The following is a 14,810-nucleotide window of genomic DNA, read 5'->3' as shown; positions in this document are numbered from 1 at the left end:
ACGGTTCTCCTTCACCGATCATCCGGTCGTCGGTGACCGAATTTCCTCCGAGGAAGTTTTCGACCTATGATCGAAAACATGATTCATCGTAGCACCGTCCACGAAGTACTCATCGCGGTGTTCCAAGTTCGAGCCTTTTCCGACCCGGACACCCCCGAACTGGCGGTGCTGCTGTGGCAGCGCGCTCTCGACCCCGAGGCCGGCACCTGGTCGCTTCCCGGTGGCACCCTGCGTGACGACGAGAATCTCGCCGCGTCCGCGCGCCGTCAGCTCGCCGAGAAGGTCGATGTGCGCTCGGTTGCGCACCTCGAGCAGCTGTCCATCTTCAGCGAACCCGACCGTGTCCCGGGAGATCGCCGGATCGCGTCGACGTTCCTCGGCCTGGTGCCGATATCGGCCGAGCCGACACTCCCCTCGGACACCGCGTGGCACCCGGTTTCGGCGCTGCCCGACATGTCGTTCGATCACGGAACCGTCGTCGCTCACGCCCGACACCGCTTGGTAGCGAAGCTGTCGTACACCAATATCGGCTTCGCACTGGCTCCGGTCGACTTCGCGATCTCGTCGCTGCGCGAAATCTACGGTGCGGCACTGGGGTACCAGGTGGATGCCACCAACCTGCAGCGAGTACTGAGCCGTCGGGGCGTCATCGAACCCACCGGCCGTCGGGCACCGTCCGGCAGAGCCGGCGGCAGGCCGCCGGCTCTGTTTCGCTTTGCCGACAACAGCATTCGGGTCACCGACGAGTTCGCTGCATTGCGTCCTCCGCAGGCGTGAACCTGGCCGACTGTCAGTCGGCCCGATTCGAATCGAACGACGGCGGCGGGAACGGCTCGGCGTCCACGTCCTCGGGTTCGGGATCGGTATGTTGCAGATTGTCGTTGGGGTTCATCGCTGCCAACAGCAGGACGACCAACGACGCCGTCAGCGCCTGGACGATCAGCACCAGTGGGGTCTCGATGCTCGGTGCCACCGTGACGATCGAGCCCACTGCAGGGTCGGTGGCCTTCGGGAACCGCAGGGCGGCAATAGCATTGCCGACCACAATCGCAGCGATCGAACCGGCGAGCGCACCCACGAAGATTGCCACGAAAAGGCGTGGACCCCGCTCCGACTTCCACAGCCACCAACCGACCGGGAGGACGAGACCGAGCGCGAACGAGACGAGGGAGAAGATCGCGATGGCGTCGAATCGGTGCAGACTTTCACCGGTCAGAGCCGCCCCGCGGTCCTGCGCCACCACGAGCAACTGCTGCGCGGGCACCAATAGGCCCCACAGCATGCCGCCCAGTGCGGACAGCGCCACCGATATCGCTACCACCACCGCCAGAACCCGGCGGGTGCTGTGTCGCGGCGGACTTTCGAGCGGTTCCGACATGGACACCTAGCGCCTGCCCGTCGCTGCCGAGTCGAACAGGCCGTGCCGCGAGCACACCGAGGACCACCCGTCGGGAACTATCTGCACCACCATGCGGCGACCGCATTCTGCGCAGAACCGCGGCGGCTCCAACCCGAGCCGGACGGCGACCGACGACGAATCCGCACCCACCTCGGCTCCGGCGTCGACAGGCCGACCGGTGTACGGGTCGTAGTGGGTCTCGCTCGTCATTCGACCCACCCTAATACGCCCATCAGATAGTCGAGTTCAGCGCTTTGATCGGCATCTGCAGCTGACCGAGAAGATCGAGATCCTGCTCTGCCGGACGACCGAGCGTCGTCAGGTAGTTGCCGACGATGACGGCGTTGATGCCGCCGAGAATTCCCTGCTGTGCACCCAGATCACCGAGAGTGATCTCGCGGCCGCCGGCGAATCGCAGAATCGTCCGCGGCAGCGCGAGACGGAACGCGGCGACGGCGCGCAGAGCATCGGATGCCGGCAGCACATCGAGGTCTCCGAACGGGGTTCCCGGTCTCGGATTGAGGAAGTTCAACGGCACTTCGTCGGGCTCGAGTGCGGTGAGATCGGCCGCGAACTCGGCTCGCTGCTCGAGCGTCTCCCCCATCCCGACGATGCCGCCGCAGCACACCTCCATGCCTGCCTCCCGCACCATCCGAAGCGTGTTCCACCGTTCCTCCCAGGTATGAGTGGTCACAACATTCGGAAAGTACGAGCGAGAGGTCTCCAGGTTGTGGTTGTAGCGGTGCACGCCCATCCCTGCGAGCTGATCGACCTGATCCTGCTCGAGCATGCCCAGCGAACACGCGATGTCGATGTCCACCTCGCCTCGAATGGCTTCGATTCCCGCAGCGACTTGGGCGAGCAGCCTGGCGTCGGGTCCGCGGACCGCCGCGACGATGCAGAATTCTGTGGCCCCGGTCTTCGCGGTCTGCTTGGCCGCCTCGACCAGAGACGGGATGTCGAGCCAGGCAGCGCGCACCGGAGATGCGAAAAGCCCCGATTGCGAACAGAAGTGGCAGTCCTCGGGGCATCCGCCGGTCTTGAGGCTGACGATTCCCTCGACCTCCACCTCGGGGCCGCACCACTTCATCCGTACCTCGTGCGCCAGCAGCATCGCCTCCTCGAGACGGTCGTCGCCGAGCTGGAGGACCTCGAGAACCTGAGATCGTTCGAGTGCGATGCCGTCGTCGAGCACCTGTGTACGGGCCGTGCGCAAAATGTCCATTCCGGTCCCCTCGTAGTCGAACGGCGACACATTGAACACCGTTCAAGTTGAACGGTGTTCACGTTAGGCACCGCCCTCGGCTACTGTCAAAGCGACGAGGCGTCGATCGACTTGGGGGAAGCAGTGCAACTCAACAGGCAAGACGTCCTGGACGGCGCGATCGCCATTCTCGACGAGTACGGCCTTGCCGACCTGACCATGCGACGGCTTGCGACGTCCCTGCACGTGCAGCCCGGTGCGCTGTACTGGCACTTCCCCAACAAACAGACCCTGCTCGGCGCGATCGCAGACCATCTGCTGTCCAGCGCCGACGCCCCACCCACCGAGGGCGCGTGGGACACGCAGATCGAGCAGATCGCGCATCGGCTGCGCGACGCGCTTCTCTCCCGTCGAGACGGGGCCGAACTCGTCGCCGCGACCTACGCGTCGAGGATGACCACCAATCGCATTCGCGAACGCATTGCCGCCGTCTGCATTCGCGCGGGACTACCGCGACGCGACGCGGAACTGACCGCCGACACCCTGCTGTACTACGTTCTCGGCCAGACAGTGGACGAACAATCGCGTCTACAGATGGACTCCGCGGGAGCCCTCACCCCCGAGGCGTCCCCGATCTTCGAGAGTCCGGACCCAACCAGCAGATTCGATTTCGGATTGCGGCTCTTCGTCGACGGAGTCCGCCACTCGACAACCGATCGGATCCGGCGCTAGAGGTCCGGCCGATCAGGACTCCGCGAAGACGATCCGTTCACTTCCGTTGTCCAGGGTCATGGTGCCGTCGTTCCGAGACCACCGCGGCGTGGACGCCAAGAATTCCGAGAGCCACGCGTCCTGATCCATCAATGCCTGTGGGCAGCCCATACGGGTGGAACCGAGAGAATCGGTGGTGATCCTGCCCTGCGAGGTGTCGACCGTGCCGAACAATCTGTTGCACCCGGCCTCCGCCGAGATTCGGTCGTCGGCGAATTCGAGCCTGATCGTGGTTCCGTCCACCGGCACATAGGAGTCGGAAGCGTCGATGGACGTGTAGATCTTGTCGGCCGGAAATTCGCCGTACGAGTCGGCACACCCGGACGCCACCGCGCCCACGCCCAACGCGAGAGCGACCAACGCGCGCCGCGCGTCAGCCACCGAAGATCGGCCCCAGGCCGGCCGCACCGGCATTTCCGCGGGACGCGAACGGGTTGTCGTGCACCATGTACGTCCAGGTCGACGTCGGTCGACGCAAACCGGCATCGTCGAGATCGATTCCGTCGGAGGTGATGTCGGCCGACTCGAAGGTGGCGTGCGAGAGATCCATCGCCTTCGACGACACCGTCTTGAATGCTTCGACCGCAATGCGGTGATACTCGTCCAGCGGATTCTCGCGCCCCAATGCCCGAAGGTGAATGCTCTCACGCACGTCTGCGAGGTGCGCGAGGTAATCGGACCACGATCGATCGAGGTGGTACAGAACTATCTGGCGAGCGACCTCGATCAGCGTCTCCTCCGAGACGGTGTCGCGAAGCTCTTTCGAGCGCTTCGGCGAGTGCGCCTCGAGCAAGGTCAACGCCTCGTCCGAGTTGAGCAACGTCGCGCGGCTGCGATCCAGAATCTCGCGATGTTGAGCCGTCAACTGGTTGTAGCGCCAAGTACGAGAATGTATTTCGAGCATCTGGCCCTCGGCGATGCGTTGTGCGTGATCGACACGGTCGGCCGCTGCCGGCGAGGTGAACATTCCGCTGTCGTCGATACCCTTCGGTGCGTCCTTGTCACCGATGTTGTTCTTGACGACGTCGTCCTCCCAGCTGCCGAAGAACAGTGAACGACCCGGATCTCCCTGCCGACCTGCGCGTCCCCGGAGCTGGTTGTCGAGGCGCTCGGTTGTGTGGCGACCGGTGCCGAGAACGAACAGTCCGCCGAGCTCGGCAATACGTTCGCGATCGGCACCGTCGGGACCGCCGAGCTTGATATCGGTTCCGCGACCGGCGATCTGAGTCGACACGGTCACCGCGCCGTGCACTCCCGCCGCGGCGATGACCGCTGCCTCCTCAGCATCGTTCTTCGCATTGAGCACCACCACGTCCACGCCCGAGGCCGTGAGAGTCGACGCCAAAGCCTCGGACTCGGCGACATCATGGGTTCCGATGAGAATCGGCTGCCCGGTCTCGTGAATTTCCTTCACCTGCAGGGCAATTGCAGCGTTCTTGTGTTCGATCGTGTCGTACACACGGTCGTTTTCGTCGACGCGCACCGTCGGCACGTTGGGCTCGATGACCGAGACGCCGAGGCTGTAGAACGTCCGAAGCTGCTCCCCCGCCGCCATGGCCGTTCCGGTCATGCCGCACACCGTGGCGTACCGATTGACCAATGCCTGCACGGTGATCGTGTCGAGAATCTCGCCGGTCTCGGTGGGAGCAAGCCCCTCCTTGATCTCGACTGCCGCTTGCAGCCCGTCCGGCCAGCGCTGAAGTTCGGCGACGCGTCCACGCGAGGCGTTGATCAGCTGAACCCGTCCGTCACGAACGATGTAATCGACGTCGCGCTGCACCAGCACCTGGGCGTGCAGCGCCACGTTGACCGCCACCAGGGTCGATCCGACATGCTGTTCCGAGTACAGATCGATTCCGCCGAGCTCCTTCTCGATCCGCAGGGCACCCTCGTCGGTGAGGAAAACGTTCCGCCCTTCGGCATCGGTGTCGTAGTGAACACCCTTGTCCAACAATCGGACTGCGTCCATCACGGTCGAGGTCGAGACGTCACCCGATACCGAACCGGCCAACACCAGTGGGACGAGCGCCTCGTCCACCAGCACGGAGTCGGCCTCGTCGATCAGTGCGACGTCCGGGACGGGCGAGACCAGATCCTGTCGATCGTTCACCAGATGATCACGCAGGACGTCGAAGCCGACCTCGTTGACCGAGGCGTACGTGATGTCGCAGGCATAGGCGGTGCGACGCTCCTGCGCGCTCGACGCCTCACCGATGGACCCGACCGTGATACCGAGAACCTCGAACAACGGCTTCATCCACTGTGCATCGCGTTGCGCAAGGAAGTCGTTGACCGAGACGACGTGCACCGCGCGCCCGGACAAGACGTACCCGACGGCAGCGATGGCGCCGGCCAACGTCTTGCCCTCACCGGTCGCCATCTCCACCACATCGCCGGCGAGAAGTCGCACGGCACCGTGGAGCTGTACATCGAAGGGCCGCATGGACAGTGTTCGCGCACTCGCCTCTCGCACCAACGCGAGGTACCGCGGAACATCGAGCCGCGCTGCGTTGTCGACGCGAAGTGCGGTCGCCTCTGTCGCCAAGTCGCTGTCGTCCAGAGCGGCCGCCCACTCGGCGTGCTCCTGGGCTCGGTCGACGTGCTGACGGGACGTGCTCTGCGCCTTCTGCGCGGAGCGTCCGAGTACACGCCAGAACCGGTCGGAGCCCAAAGCCATGTGCAATCCCTACCTGAGAAAGAAAGAACGTTCCTTTCCACAGTACCGAGTGTGACGTCGTCCTCGGTTCCCCATCATCGATCGACCGTGTACTCGTTCACCACCACCCCGGACTCGAAGGGGGTACTGGCCACGAGGCGACTTCGGATCGGTGAGTACGCACGCTCGGCGAAGAGACGCTTACCCGAGCCGAGGAGGATCGGGTTCACCTTGAGGATCAGCCTGTCGATTTCGCCCGCCACAGCCGACGCCAACATCCCTCCCCCGGCCAGCCAGATCCCACTTCCATTCTCGCTCTTCAGCTTTCGCACGACCGCTACGGGATCTTCACCGGTGAGCGTCACGGCCGCTTCCACGCCCGAGTGATCGCGCGAGAAAACGTACTGCTTCAGGTGGCCGTACGGACCCTCCGGGGGATGGATTCCACCGGCCTTGTACGTGTTCCACCCCATGAGCACGGTGTCGAAACGACTCAGGTCGGGGGTCAGGCCCGTCGCCCGAAGGCCAAGCGTCGGAATGGTGTCGGTGTACTCACGCAGGATCATGTCGATGTGGTCGCCGTGCATCGGGAAGTCGGCGAAGGAGTCGTCGGGGGCAGCGATGTAGCCGTCGAGACTGACGGCAACGTAATAGACCAGTTCACGCATGAGCTTCTCCGATCACGACGGGTGTAGTGGTTGCTTCAGACTACGACATCCGTAGTGGTTCCGCTAGTCTGTTTCCATGGCTCGCAACCCACTCCGACGCTCCGAACTGGCCGACGCCGGACTTCGCCTGCTCGCCGCGGAAGGAGCGCGCGGACTGACCCACCGCGCGATCGACGAGGAAGCAGGTGTGCCCAAGGGAACGGCATCGAACTATTTCAAGACCCGCGCCGACATCATTGCCGGACTGATCGAGCGGATCGGCGAGAGACTCGCCCCCGACGCCGAGGTCCACGAACCACTCGCCGCGCAACCCCCCAGCCCCGAGCTGTTCGGCGCGTACATCCGCGACATCGTCGCCCGACTCCTCGCGAACGGCGACGTGACACTCGCGCTGTTCGAGCTGCGGCTCGAGGCATCGAGACGACCGGAGATCAAGGAGATGCTCGGTAGCTGGCAGCGCTCGAATTTCTCTGCCGACGTCGAATTCAACCTCGCCGCAGGACTACCCGGGGGGCGCCAGGAAGTTGCACTCTTCCACTACGCGATCGACGGCCTTCTGCTCGACCGCCTGACGTACCCGATCGATCCGGACACCTCGACAGACGAGGTTGTCGACGCCCTGGTTGCGGGCCTTCTGCATTCCTCATCGATGCCCTGACCATCCACTGACCGCACAACCTGGACAAACAGACGAGTCCGCATTACCGTCTTCCACTAATCAACTAGTGAAAGGGTCCTGGTGATCGCATACCGTATCGATCGTCAGTCCGGCATCCCCACATATGTCCAACTGATACTGCAGACCAAACAGGCCCTGCGCCTCGGATCACTCACTGTCGGCGACAAGCTCCCGACAGCGAAAGACGTGGTCACGGCACTCGCCATCAACCCGAACACCGTGCTCAAGGCCTACCGCGAACTCGAACGAGAAGGCCTGGTCGAACCACGGACCGGATCGGGAACCTTCGTCGTCGCCTCCCTGGCGAAACCCGGCATGGCCGAACGATCGGCCCTCGAGAACGAACTGGGCCGCTGGATTCGCCATTGCCTGGCAGCAGGACTGGACAGACCGGACCTCGAGGCCATCGTCACCGCTGCCCTCGACACCCACTTCGACCGACCGGAAAGAGACGGATCATGACCGACGCAGTTCTCACCATGGACGAGGTGGTCAAGTCGTTCCGCCGAAAGACCGTCCTCGACCACTGCTCGTTTGCCATCGAAAGAGGAAGCGTCACAGCGTTGGTCGGCTCCAACGGCGCAGGCAAGTCGACTCTGATGTCGTTGGCGGTCGGACTGCTCACACCGGACTCCGGGAACATTCGAGTACTGGGCGAAGCCGTGGGCCAGCGCGGCATCGCGCCCGGCCTCTCCTACCTCGCTCAGCACAAACCTCTCTATCCACACTTCACCGTCGCCGATACTCTCCGCTTCGGCCGAAACACCAACGTGCACTGGGACGATGCGTATGCGGCAGAACTCGTGGACGCAGCGGGGATAGCCGTCTCGGCACGCGTCAAGTCACTCTCTCCCGGCCACCGCACCCGGGTCGCGCTGGCCTTGGCCCTGGGTCGGCGCCCGGAGGTACTGCTGCTCGACGAGCCTCTCGCAGACCTGGATCCGGTTGCCCGCCGCGCTGTGGCCCGGACATTGATGCGCGACGCGGCCGAGAACGGCACGAGCATCGTGCTGTCGTCGCACGTGTTGTCGGAACTGGTCGACGTCGCCGACCGACTACTCCTGTTGCGTGACGGCCGCATTCGACTCGACGGTGACCTGGATACCGTCACCGCCGAGCACTACCTGCTCGTCGGTAGCACCGATGCCGAACCCACCGTTGACAACGGAACCATCATCTCCGACGTATCCGGTTCCAGTGCAGCAGTATTCGTTGTCCACGGCACTCGACCGGAGACAGCGCGACCGGGCTGGACCGTCGAGGACGCCACCGTGGACGACGTTGTACTCGCACACCTCGGTTCGGAGGTAGCGGCATGATCTGGGTGACATGGAGACAATTCCGCGCGACAATTCTGCTCGGGGTCCTGACCCCACTTCTGTTGGCGACCATCACGATTGCGATCACAAAACTTGCTGGGGGCGTCGCACCGATTACCGGGATTCGGGGATGCTTCGGGTTCCAGGAGGATTACTGCACAGCCGAGACCGCCCAGACCATCGCTATATTGCTCACGATCGCACTGCCGGTCGTTCTCGGTGCCTTCGTCGGCGTGACCGTCTTCTCCCGCGATCTCGAACGTCGAACTCACGTACTCGGTCTTACCCAATCGGTGAGCAGACGACGGTGGTACGGCGTGCGCGTACTGGTCGTGTTCGTTCCGACGATCCTCGCCATGGCGTTGCTCGGATGCGCCCTCTACTGGGCGAAATATCGCACCTCGCCTGGGTCGTTCACTTTCATCAGCACCGGCGAATCACGCCTGGACTTCCCCACCTTCGGCGCAACGGGATTCGTTTCGGGCGGGTATACGGCTGCCGGACTGATGCTCGGCGCAGCATGCGCGCTGGCCATGCGGAACACCGTCGCCGCGATGATCACCACTGTCGTGCTGTCCACTGCCTTCCTGGCGCTGCTGCCGACGCAGATTCGCGAACACTACGCGACTCCCGCGGTCGAGACCCAGACACTCGAGCAGAAGATGAACGACATGTACGGCGGCACACCGGACTACTACCGGCCACTGGAATCGATCTCGATATATCCGCGATGGAACGTGTCGGCGGATTACGTCGACGGCCAGGGAACACCCGTAGCGATCGACCTGCAGAAGTGCACGTGGCCCGACAACTACCGGGACATGAGCGAATTCGAGACGGTCGCGCAGTACGAGGAATACGCCGATCTCCGTGCCGCGGAGGACGCTCGCACACAGATCGACTGCACCCGAGCTCAGGGTGCCGACGCCTTTGAGACGAAGTACCACGAGGATCGACTGTTCTGGCGGTTCCAGGCGATCGAGACAGCTCTGACGCTGCTGATCGCCGGTCTTCTCGGAGGACTGTCCCTGCTACTGGTCAAAAGACTGCGGCCCTGAGGTAGCGCGGTCGGTGCAAACGGCTGAGGCGACAGCATGTTTCGGTGTTCACAGTCGCGCAACGAGGGCCGGCAGCCCCGCCGCCGCAGTGGTGCGCCACCGGTGATCGGCCATGTCCGAGACCTCGGTCTCGACCGGGTTGATCTCGACGACCGTGGCTCCGGCGCTACGAGCGATCGCCGGCAGTCCCGCGAACGGGTACACGACTCCCGACGTGCCGACCACGAGAACGAGGTCGGCACGTCGGACGGCGTCCTCGGCCGCGTCCCACGCGGCCTCGGGTAGCGATTCGCCGAACCACACCGCGCCCGGCCGAATCAGCCCGCCGCACAACGGACATTCCGGCGGCGGAACCCGCTGGTCCGCCTCGGCCGGTGCGTCGGCGGCACCGGCGTCGAGCACTGCCCGTGTCCCACAGTCGCTGCAATACGGCTCGAACAGAGATCCGTGCACATGTGACAACACCGTGGCTCCGGCTCTCTCGTGGAGGTCGTCGACATTCTGGGTGGCGATGTCGACGTGCGCCCGCTGCTGCCATTGTGCGAGTGCCACGTGACCGGCGTTGGGCTCGGAGCGTCTGACCAGTTCCGCTCGCCATCGATACCAACCCCACACCAGATCGCTGTCGGCCATCCAGCCCTCGGGGCTGGCGAGATCCTTGGGATCGAAGTCCTTCCACAACCCGCTCTGGGCGTCACGGAAAGTTGCGATCCCCGACTCGGCCGACATCCCCGCACCCGTGAGAACGGTGATGCGCGACGCTTCGCGGGCAGCGTCCGCCACAGGCTCTGGAACAGCATGGGCCGGCAGGTCACGAGGGAAGGTCACGTCCTCATTGTGCCAAGCTGTGTGCCCGGTCGCGCTACCGTGGTGGCATGAGCATCGACACCAGCGCGCGTACTCGACGACGGTGGCCTCTGTGGGTGGCGGCGTGCACGGCTGTCGTCGTGGTTGCGGTCGTTGGTGTTCTGTGGCTGGCCCCGAGCCGATACCTCCCGTGGGACACCGAGGCATTTCCCGAGGTGAACACCGGTGAACTGACGGCCGATCAGGCCCGAGTGGTGGAACTGTTGCGCACCGAGCACGAGCAGCAGCGCCCGGGAACCTTCTATGCCGAGGGTGTGGACGAAGCCTGGTGCGCCGACTTCGTCAGCTGGATCATGAAGGAAGCGGATATGCCGCTGTCGAACCCCAATTCCGGTTCGTGGCGCATACCCGGCGTCTACACCCTGCAGGAGTACTACCAGGAGCAGGGTCGATTCGAGGCCGTCGGTGGCTACACGCCGTCGGTGGGTGACGTGGTGCTCTACGACAACAGCAGCTGGATCGGCCAGCACACCAACGTGATCGTGGCGGTCGACGGAGACGAGGCCATCACCGTCGGAGGTAACGAGGCCGGCAAGATCCGAGTTCACACCCTGCACTACGGATCCGACTCCGGCGTGGTCGGATTCGGCCGACTGGCGAGCTGACGCTCACTCGCCGGATCGGCGGCTTCCGTCGCTGTACGATCGCGCGCCACCATCTCGTTTGGCCTGAAAGAGCAACATGTCTGCACGATCGAAGCAGTCGTCCACGGACTCGCCTCGTCGCAACGTCGTGTGCCCCGCGGAGAATGTCTGCTGGTCGGGAACGACGGCGGCGAGCTCGGTCAGCACGGCGGCCATCGTCGTCGATCCCACTCCCGGCATCGCGAGAGCGAACTCCTCCCCACCCCATCTCGCGATCGAGGCTCGGCCACCGAGCAGATCTGCCGCAGCAGCGGAGAACCGAACCAACAGTTGATCACCGCGGCCGTGGCCGTACTTGTCGTTGTACAACTTGAAGCGGTCGAAATCGATCATGGCCAGCGCAACCGCGCCCTCGTCCCCCGGCGGTGTGGTCAACTGGTGCAACCGATCTCGCCATCCGCGCCGATTGAGCAGTCCGGTCAGGGCGTCGGTCTGTGCAGCTACGCGCAGGTCGTCCTCGACGCGCCTTCGATCGGTGATGTCGTGCACAACGGCCATCGTCCACCTTCGACCCTCCGGTCCCGGAACCTCACTGGCCGAGATCCAACCCCACCGCACTGTGCCATCGGCATGCAGGTAGCGCTTCTCGACGTGAACCGATTCCCCTCGAGACTTCGCGTCGTCCATGATCTGCTCCATGGCGGCGTGCTGGCCCAAGTCGTCGGGATGGGTGAACTCACGAGAAGATCTGCCGGGCAGGCGTTCACGAGGACACCCGACGATGGCTGCGTAGGCCTCGTTGGCGAGAACGAGCAGTCCGTCTTCGTCGGCAAGCGCCAATCCGACCGTGCTGGCCTCGAACATTTCCCTGTACCAACGATCGGCGTCGACCATCTTCAGCCAGGTCTCTTCCTCGAACGGTGCGAGCCACGACGACTCACACGACGACCCGACGATACGCCGCGCTACCACGCCCGGCCCTGGGAAGGCGAGGCAGACGGACTTGACGTTGACGTAGCGTCAAGGTTCACACTGAACCACATGCGAATCGGATCTCTGGCGGAGGCCGTCGGAACGACACCGCGAACGGTGCGTCATTACCACCGCCTCGGCCTGCTCGACGAGCCGCGCCGTCTGTCCAACGGATATCGCGAGTACACGATCGACGACGTGGTTCGTCTGATGAGAATCCGGTGGCTGGCCGACTGCGGGATGCCACTCGGCGAGATAGCCGCCGCCCTCGGTGAGTCTCCGGCGGGCGAGACCGATGTGGTCGCTGATCTCAGGGCGCTTCTCGTCGATATAGAACGGGAGCAGTCCGCGCTCGCGCGCAAGCACATCCGCCTGTCGGCACTGCTGAACGACGCAGTCGACCATCGCCAGCTGACCGCACTTCCGCGCGAGGTTGCCGACGCCCTGAGCGCGCTGATCGACGCTTCCGCGGAAGCGGACCGAGAAGCATTGATCCGTGAACGCGATCTACTCGAGGTGATGGCGATATCGGGCACCGTTCCCGAATCGTTCTTCTCTACCGTGACCGCAACACTCAACGATCACGGCCTCCGTCAGAAGTACCTCGGACTACTACGCAGATTCGCAACCCTCGAAGGCCGAGATCCGGACGAGGCCGAGAGCGATATCGATTCGCTCGCAGCGGAACTGGCGTCGATGCTCGATCTCGATTCGCTCGCCTCCACCGCACCCGACGCCGCAGTGAACACCGGTGAGATCAGCTCCCTGACTATCGACGACATCCTCCCCGATCCGGCCCAGCGCACCGTGATCGTCCGCGCCACCGCACGCCTGCAGACCATCGACCACCCGCCGTCCGGAGGCACCCGATGACGGTCGACTTCCCTGTCCAGGTCGGTAGATGGCACTCGTTGGCGCTCTGGACGCGCGGGCAGCACGCGCCGATCGCCGCGGACTCGACCGTGTTCACCGCTACCCGCGGAACACTCGGATTACCCCTGATGTTCGGTGCTGCCACCGTGATCGAGATGGTCGTTCTGCACTTTCTGATTCCGTGGCTGTGGCTCAGTGCGCTGGTCGCAGCCGCGTCGGTTGCGTCCCTGGTGCTACTCGCGTCATCGGTCGCCCTGGCTCGGGCGCACCCGCATGTTCTCTCACCCGAAGTCCTCGTTCTGCGCATGTCCGGCACGGTCGTAGCGAGGGTCGACCGAGCGAATATCGCATCGGTTCGCATCCACCGTCGGTTCGGCGTCGTGTCGCCCGCTCTGGACGGAGGCCGGCTCGTCCTACCGAACCAGGACGGCACCACGGTCGACATCGAGCTGTTCAGTGCCGCAGAGGTTGTGGTTCCCGCACTCGTGCAGCGATGGCGGATATCCGGCTTCGCTCACTCGTTCGGTGTTCAGGTGGACGACCCCGCAGCACTGGTTGCTGCGCTCACTCCGTCCACTGCGGCACCCGAAGAGGAGCGGCGCAGCAGACGAGTTGCGAACAACAGGACCAGCAACGCGAGCACGGTGATACCGGATCCGGCCCAGATGGGCGAGGTGTAGCAGAGGCCGGCCGAGATCGTCACGCCGCCGAGCCACGCGCCCAACGCATTTCCGAGATTGAAGGCGGCGATGTTCGCACCGGACGCCATCGTCGGGGCGTCGGGCGCGAACGACATCACCCGCATCTGCAGCCCCGGCACCGTCGCGAAACCGAAAGCGCCCATGAGGACGAGAGAGGCAACAGTCGCCGGTCGACTCTCTGCGGTGAGCGCGAAGAAGACGAGAACGACGGTCAACGCGCCGAGCAACGTCAGCAACGTCGCGGTGAGGTTGCGGTCGGCGGCCTTGCCGCCGAGGTAGTTTCCGATGAAGAGACCTCCACCGAACAGCACGAGCAGCCAGGGCACCGAGCTCGACGCAAACCCGCTGACGTCGGTGAGGGTGAACGCGATATACGTGAACGCGCCGAACATACCGCCGAATCCGAGCACCGTCGTGGCGATGGAGAGCCACACCTGGGGAGACCGGAACGCACGCAATTCGCGGCGCAGATCGCTCTCCTCACCGATCCCGGTTTCCCGAGGAACGAGGGCCGCGATGCCGATCAGCGCAACGATGCCGATCACCGTGATGGCCCAGAACGCCGACCGCCATCCGTAACTCTGACCGAGGAACGTTCCGAACGGAACGCCGAGAACGTTGGCGGCGGTGAGGCCGGCGAACATCATGGCAATCGCTCCCGCCTTCTTTGCGGGCTCGACCAGACCTGCCGCGACCACGGCACCGATTCCGAAGAAGGCTCCGTGGCACAGTGCGGCGACCACACGACCGAGCAGCATCGTGTCGTAGCTGCCCGAGAGTGCAGAAATCAGGTTGCCTGCGATGAACAGGCACATCAGTGCAAGCAAAACGGTCTTGCGGGGAAGTCGCGTCACCGCAGCGGTGACCACCAGCGCTCCGACGACGACGGACAACGCATATCCGGTGATGAGCCAGCCGGCGGTGGCTTCGGTGACCGAGAAGTCGGCCGCGACCTCCGGTAGTAGGCCCATAATGACGAATTCGGTCAAACCGATGCCGAATCCTCCGATTGCGAGGGCGAGCAGGCCGAGAGGCATGTCGAATCTCCTGAGACGAAGT

The 14,810-nt window shown here is 64.2% G+C and carries 17 protein-coding genes; 8 read left to right on the top strand and 9 right to left on the bottom strand.

The features are described from left to right. The first annotated feature begins 78 nt into the window (after window positions 1–78). Entirely contained in the window at window positions 79–777 is a 699-nt protein-coding gene (locus tag CH294_RS20600; protein ID WP_094738996.1) for an NUDIX domain-containing protein, read from the top strand. A 13-nt stretch (window positions 778–790) separates the two neighbouring features. Here CH294_RS20600 and CH294_RS20595 read toward each other — a convergent pair whose 3' ends face one another. The 3 genes from CH294_RS20595 to bioB are packed head-to-tail and all read right to left on the bottom strand — an operon-like array spanning window position 791 to window position 2,624. Then, the gene (locus tag CH294_RS20595; RefSeq protein ID WP_094738995.1) at window positions 791–1,378 is read right to left on the bottom strand and encodes a DUF2567 domain-containing protein; all 588 of its coding nucleotides are present in this window, start codon (window positions 1,376–1,378) and stop codon (window positions 791–793) included. Between the two features lie 6 nt (window positions 1,379–1,384). Beyond that, complete coding sequence (locus CH294_RS20590; protein ID WP_032403974.1) at window positions 1,385–1,609, bottom strand: hypothetical protein; 225 nt, start codon at window positions 1,607–1,609, stop codon at window positions 1,385–1,387. A gap of 22 nt (window positions 1,610–1,631) precedes the next feature. After that, on the bottom strand, window positions 1,632–2,624 hold the full coding sequence (gene bioB, locus CH294_RS20585; RefSeq protein WP_094738994.1) for a biotin synthase BioB: 993 nt from the start codon (window positions 2,622–2,624) through the stop codon (window positions 1,632–1,634). A 123-nt stretch (window positions 2,625–2,747) separates the two neighbouring features. Here bioB and CH294_RS20580 point away from each other — a divergent pair, with 123 nt between their 5' ends. Then, complete coding sequence (locus tag CH294_RS20580) at window positions 2,748–3,335, top strand: TetR/AcrR family transcriptional regulator C-terminal domain-containing protein (RefSeq protein ID WP_032404063.1); 588 nt, start codon at window positions 2,748–2,750, stop codon at window positions 3,333–3,335. 12 nt (window positions 3,336–3,347) lie between these two features. On the opposite strand, the gene CH294_RS20575 is transcribed toward CH294_RS20580, so the two are convergent. The 3 genes from CH294_RS20575 to CH294_RS20565 form a co-directional block, all read right to left on the bottom strand. Continuing rightward, window positions 3,348–3,755, bottom strand: coding sequence for an META domain-containing protein (locus tag CH294_RS20575; RefSeq protein ID WP_052077718.1), 408 nt, complete (start codon window positions 3,753–3,755; stop codon window positions 3,348–3,350). Further along, window positions 3,748–6,051 carry an accessory Sec system translocase SecA2 gene (gene secA2 / locus CH294_RS20570; RefSeq protein WP_094738935.1) on the bottom strand — a complete coding sequence of 768 codons (2,304 nt, stop codon included), beginning with the start codon at window positions 6,049–6,051 and terminating at the stop codon, window positions 3,748–3,750. Before secA2 ends, CH294_RS20575 begins: the two co-directional genes overlap by 8 nt. Window positions 6,052–6,125: 74 nt before the next feature. After that, on the bottom strand, window positions 6,126–6,698 hold the full coding sequence (locus CH294_RS20565; RefSeq protein WP_032403972.1) for a dihydrofolate reductase family protein: 573 nt from the start codon (window positions 6,696–6,698) through the stop codon (window positions 6,126–6,128). A 76-nt stretch (window positions 6,699–6,774) separates the two neighbouring features. Between CH294_RS20565 and CH294_RS20560 the strand changes: the two genes are divergently transcribed. The 4 genes from CH294_RS20560 (at window position 6,775) to CH294_RS20545 (ending at window position 9,754) form a co-directional block, all read left to right on the top strand. Beyond that, window positions 6,775–7,356, top strand: coding sequence for a TetR/AcrR family transcriptional regulator (locus CH294_RS20560; protein WP_094738934.1), 582 nt, complete (start codon window positions 6,775–6,777; stop codon window positions 7,354–7,356). An 81-nt stretch (window positions 7,357–7,437) separates the two neighbouring features. Continuing rightward, window positions 7,438–7,839, top strand: coding sequence for a GntR family transcriptional regulator (locus tag CH294_RS20555; protein ID WP_032403970.1), 402 nt, complete (start codon window positions 7,438–7,440; stop codon window positions 7,837–7,839). Continuing rightward, complete coding sequence (locus CH294_RS20550; RefSeq protein WP_094704732.1) at window positions 7,836–8,696, top strand: ABC transporter ATP-binding protein; 861 nt, start codon at window positions 7,836–7,838, stop codon at window positions 8,694–8,696. Before CH294_RS20555 ends, CH294_RS20550 begins: the two co-directional genes overlap by 4 nt. Then, window positions 8,693–9,754 (top strand): hypothetical protein, encoded by a 1,062-nt coding sequence (locus CH294_RS20545; protein ID WP_094704731.1) that lies wholly within the window; start codon window positions 8,693–8,695, stop codon window positions 9,752–9,754. The genes CH294_RS20550 and CH294_RS20545 overlap by 4 nt, the downstream gene beginning before the upstream one ends. A 48-nt stretch (window positions 9,755–9,802) precedes the next feature. Here the strand turns inward: CH294_RS20545 and CH294_RS20540 are convergent, their stop codons facing one another. Then, the gene (locus CH294_RS20540; protein WP_283164518.1) at window positions 9,803–10,582 is read right to left on the bottom strand and encodes an NAD-dependent deacylase; all 780 of its coding nucleotides are present in this window, start codon (window positions 10,580–10,582) and stop codon (window positions 9,803–9,805) included. 47 nt (window positions 10,583–10,629) lie between these two features. Here CH294_RS20540 and CH294_RS20535 point away from each other — a divergent pair, with 47 nt between their 5' ends. Next, the gene (locus CH294_RS20535) at window positions 10,630–11,226 is read left to right on the top strand and encodes a CHAP domain-containing protein (RefSeq protein WP_094610198.1); all 597 of its coding nucleotides are present in this window, start codon (window positions 10,630–10,632) and stop codon (window positions 11,224–11,226) included. Between the two features lie 3 nt (window positions 11,227–11,229). On the opposite strand, the gene CH294_RS20530 is transcribed toward CH294_RS20535, so the two are convergent. After that, window positions 11,230–12,177, bottom strand: a complete 948-nt coding sequence (locus CH294_RS20530; RefSeq protein ID WP_094738933.1) for a diguanylate cyclase — start codon at window positions 12,175–12,177, stop codon at window positions 11,230–11,232. 69 nt (window positions 12,178–12,246) lie between these two features. Between CH294_RS20530 and CH294_RS20525 the strand changes: the two genes are divergently transcribed. After that, window positions 12,247–13,050: a MerR family transcriptional regulator gene (locus CH294_RS20525; protein ID WP_094738932.1), complete on the top strand. Its 804-nt coding sequence runs from the start codon at window positions 12,247–12,249 to the stop codon at window positions 13,048–13,050. A gap of 529 nt (window positions 13,051–13,579) precedes the next feature. Here the strand turns inward: CH294_RS20525 and CH294_RS20520 are convergent. Beyond that, the gene (locus CH294_RS20520; protein ID WP_094738931.1) at window positions 13,580–14,788 is read right to left on the bottom strand and encodes an MFS transporter; all 1,209 of its coding nucleotides are present in this window, start codon (window positions 14,786–14,788) and stop codon (window positions 13,580–13,582) included. Window positions 14,789–14,810: the final 22 nt, after the last annotated feature.

The sequence above is a fragment of the Rhodococcus sp. 14-2483-1-1 genome, from assembly GCF_002259335.1.
In the GTDB taxonomy this organism is placed as follows: Bacteria; Actinomycetota; Actinomycetes; order Mycobacteriales; family Mycobacteriaceae; genus Rhodococcoides.
Note: the sequence above shows the minus strand (reverse complement) of the source record. Positions and strands in the feature narration are given on the sequence as shown.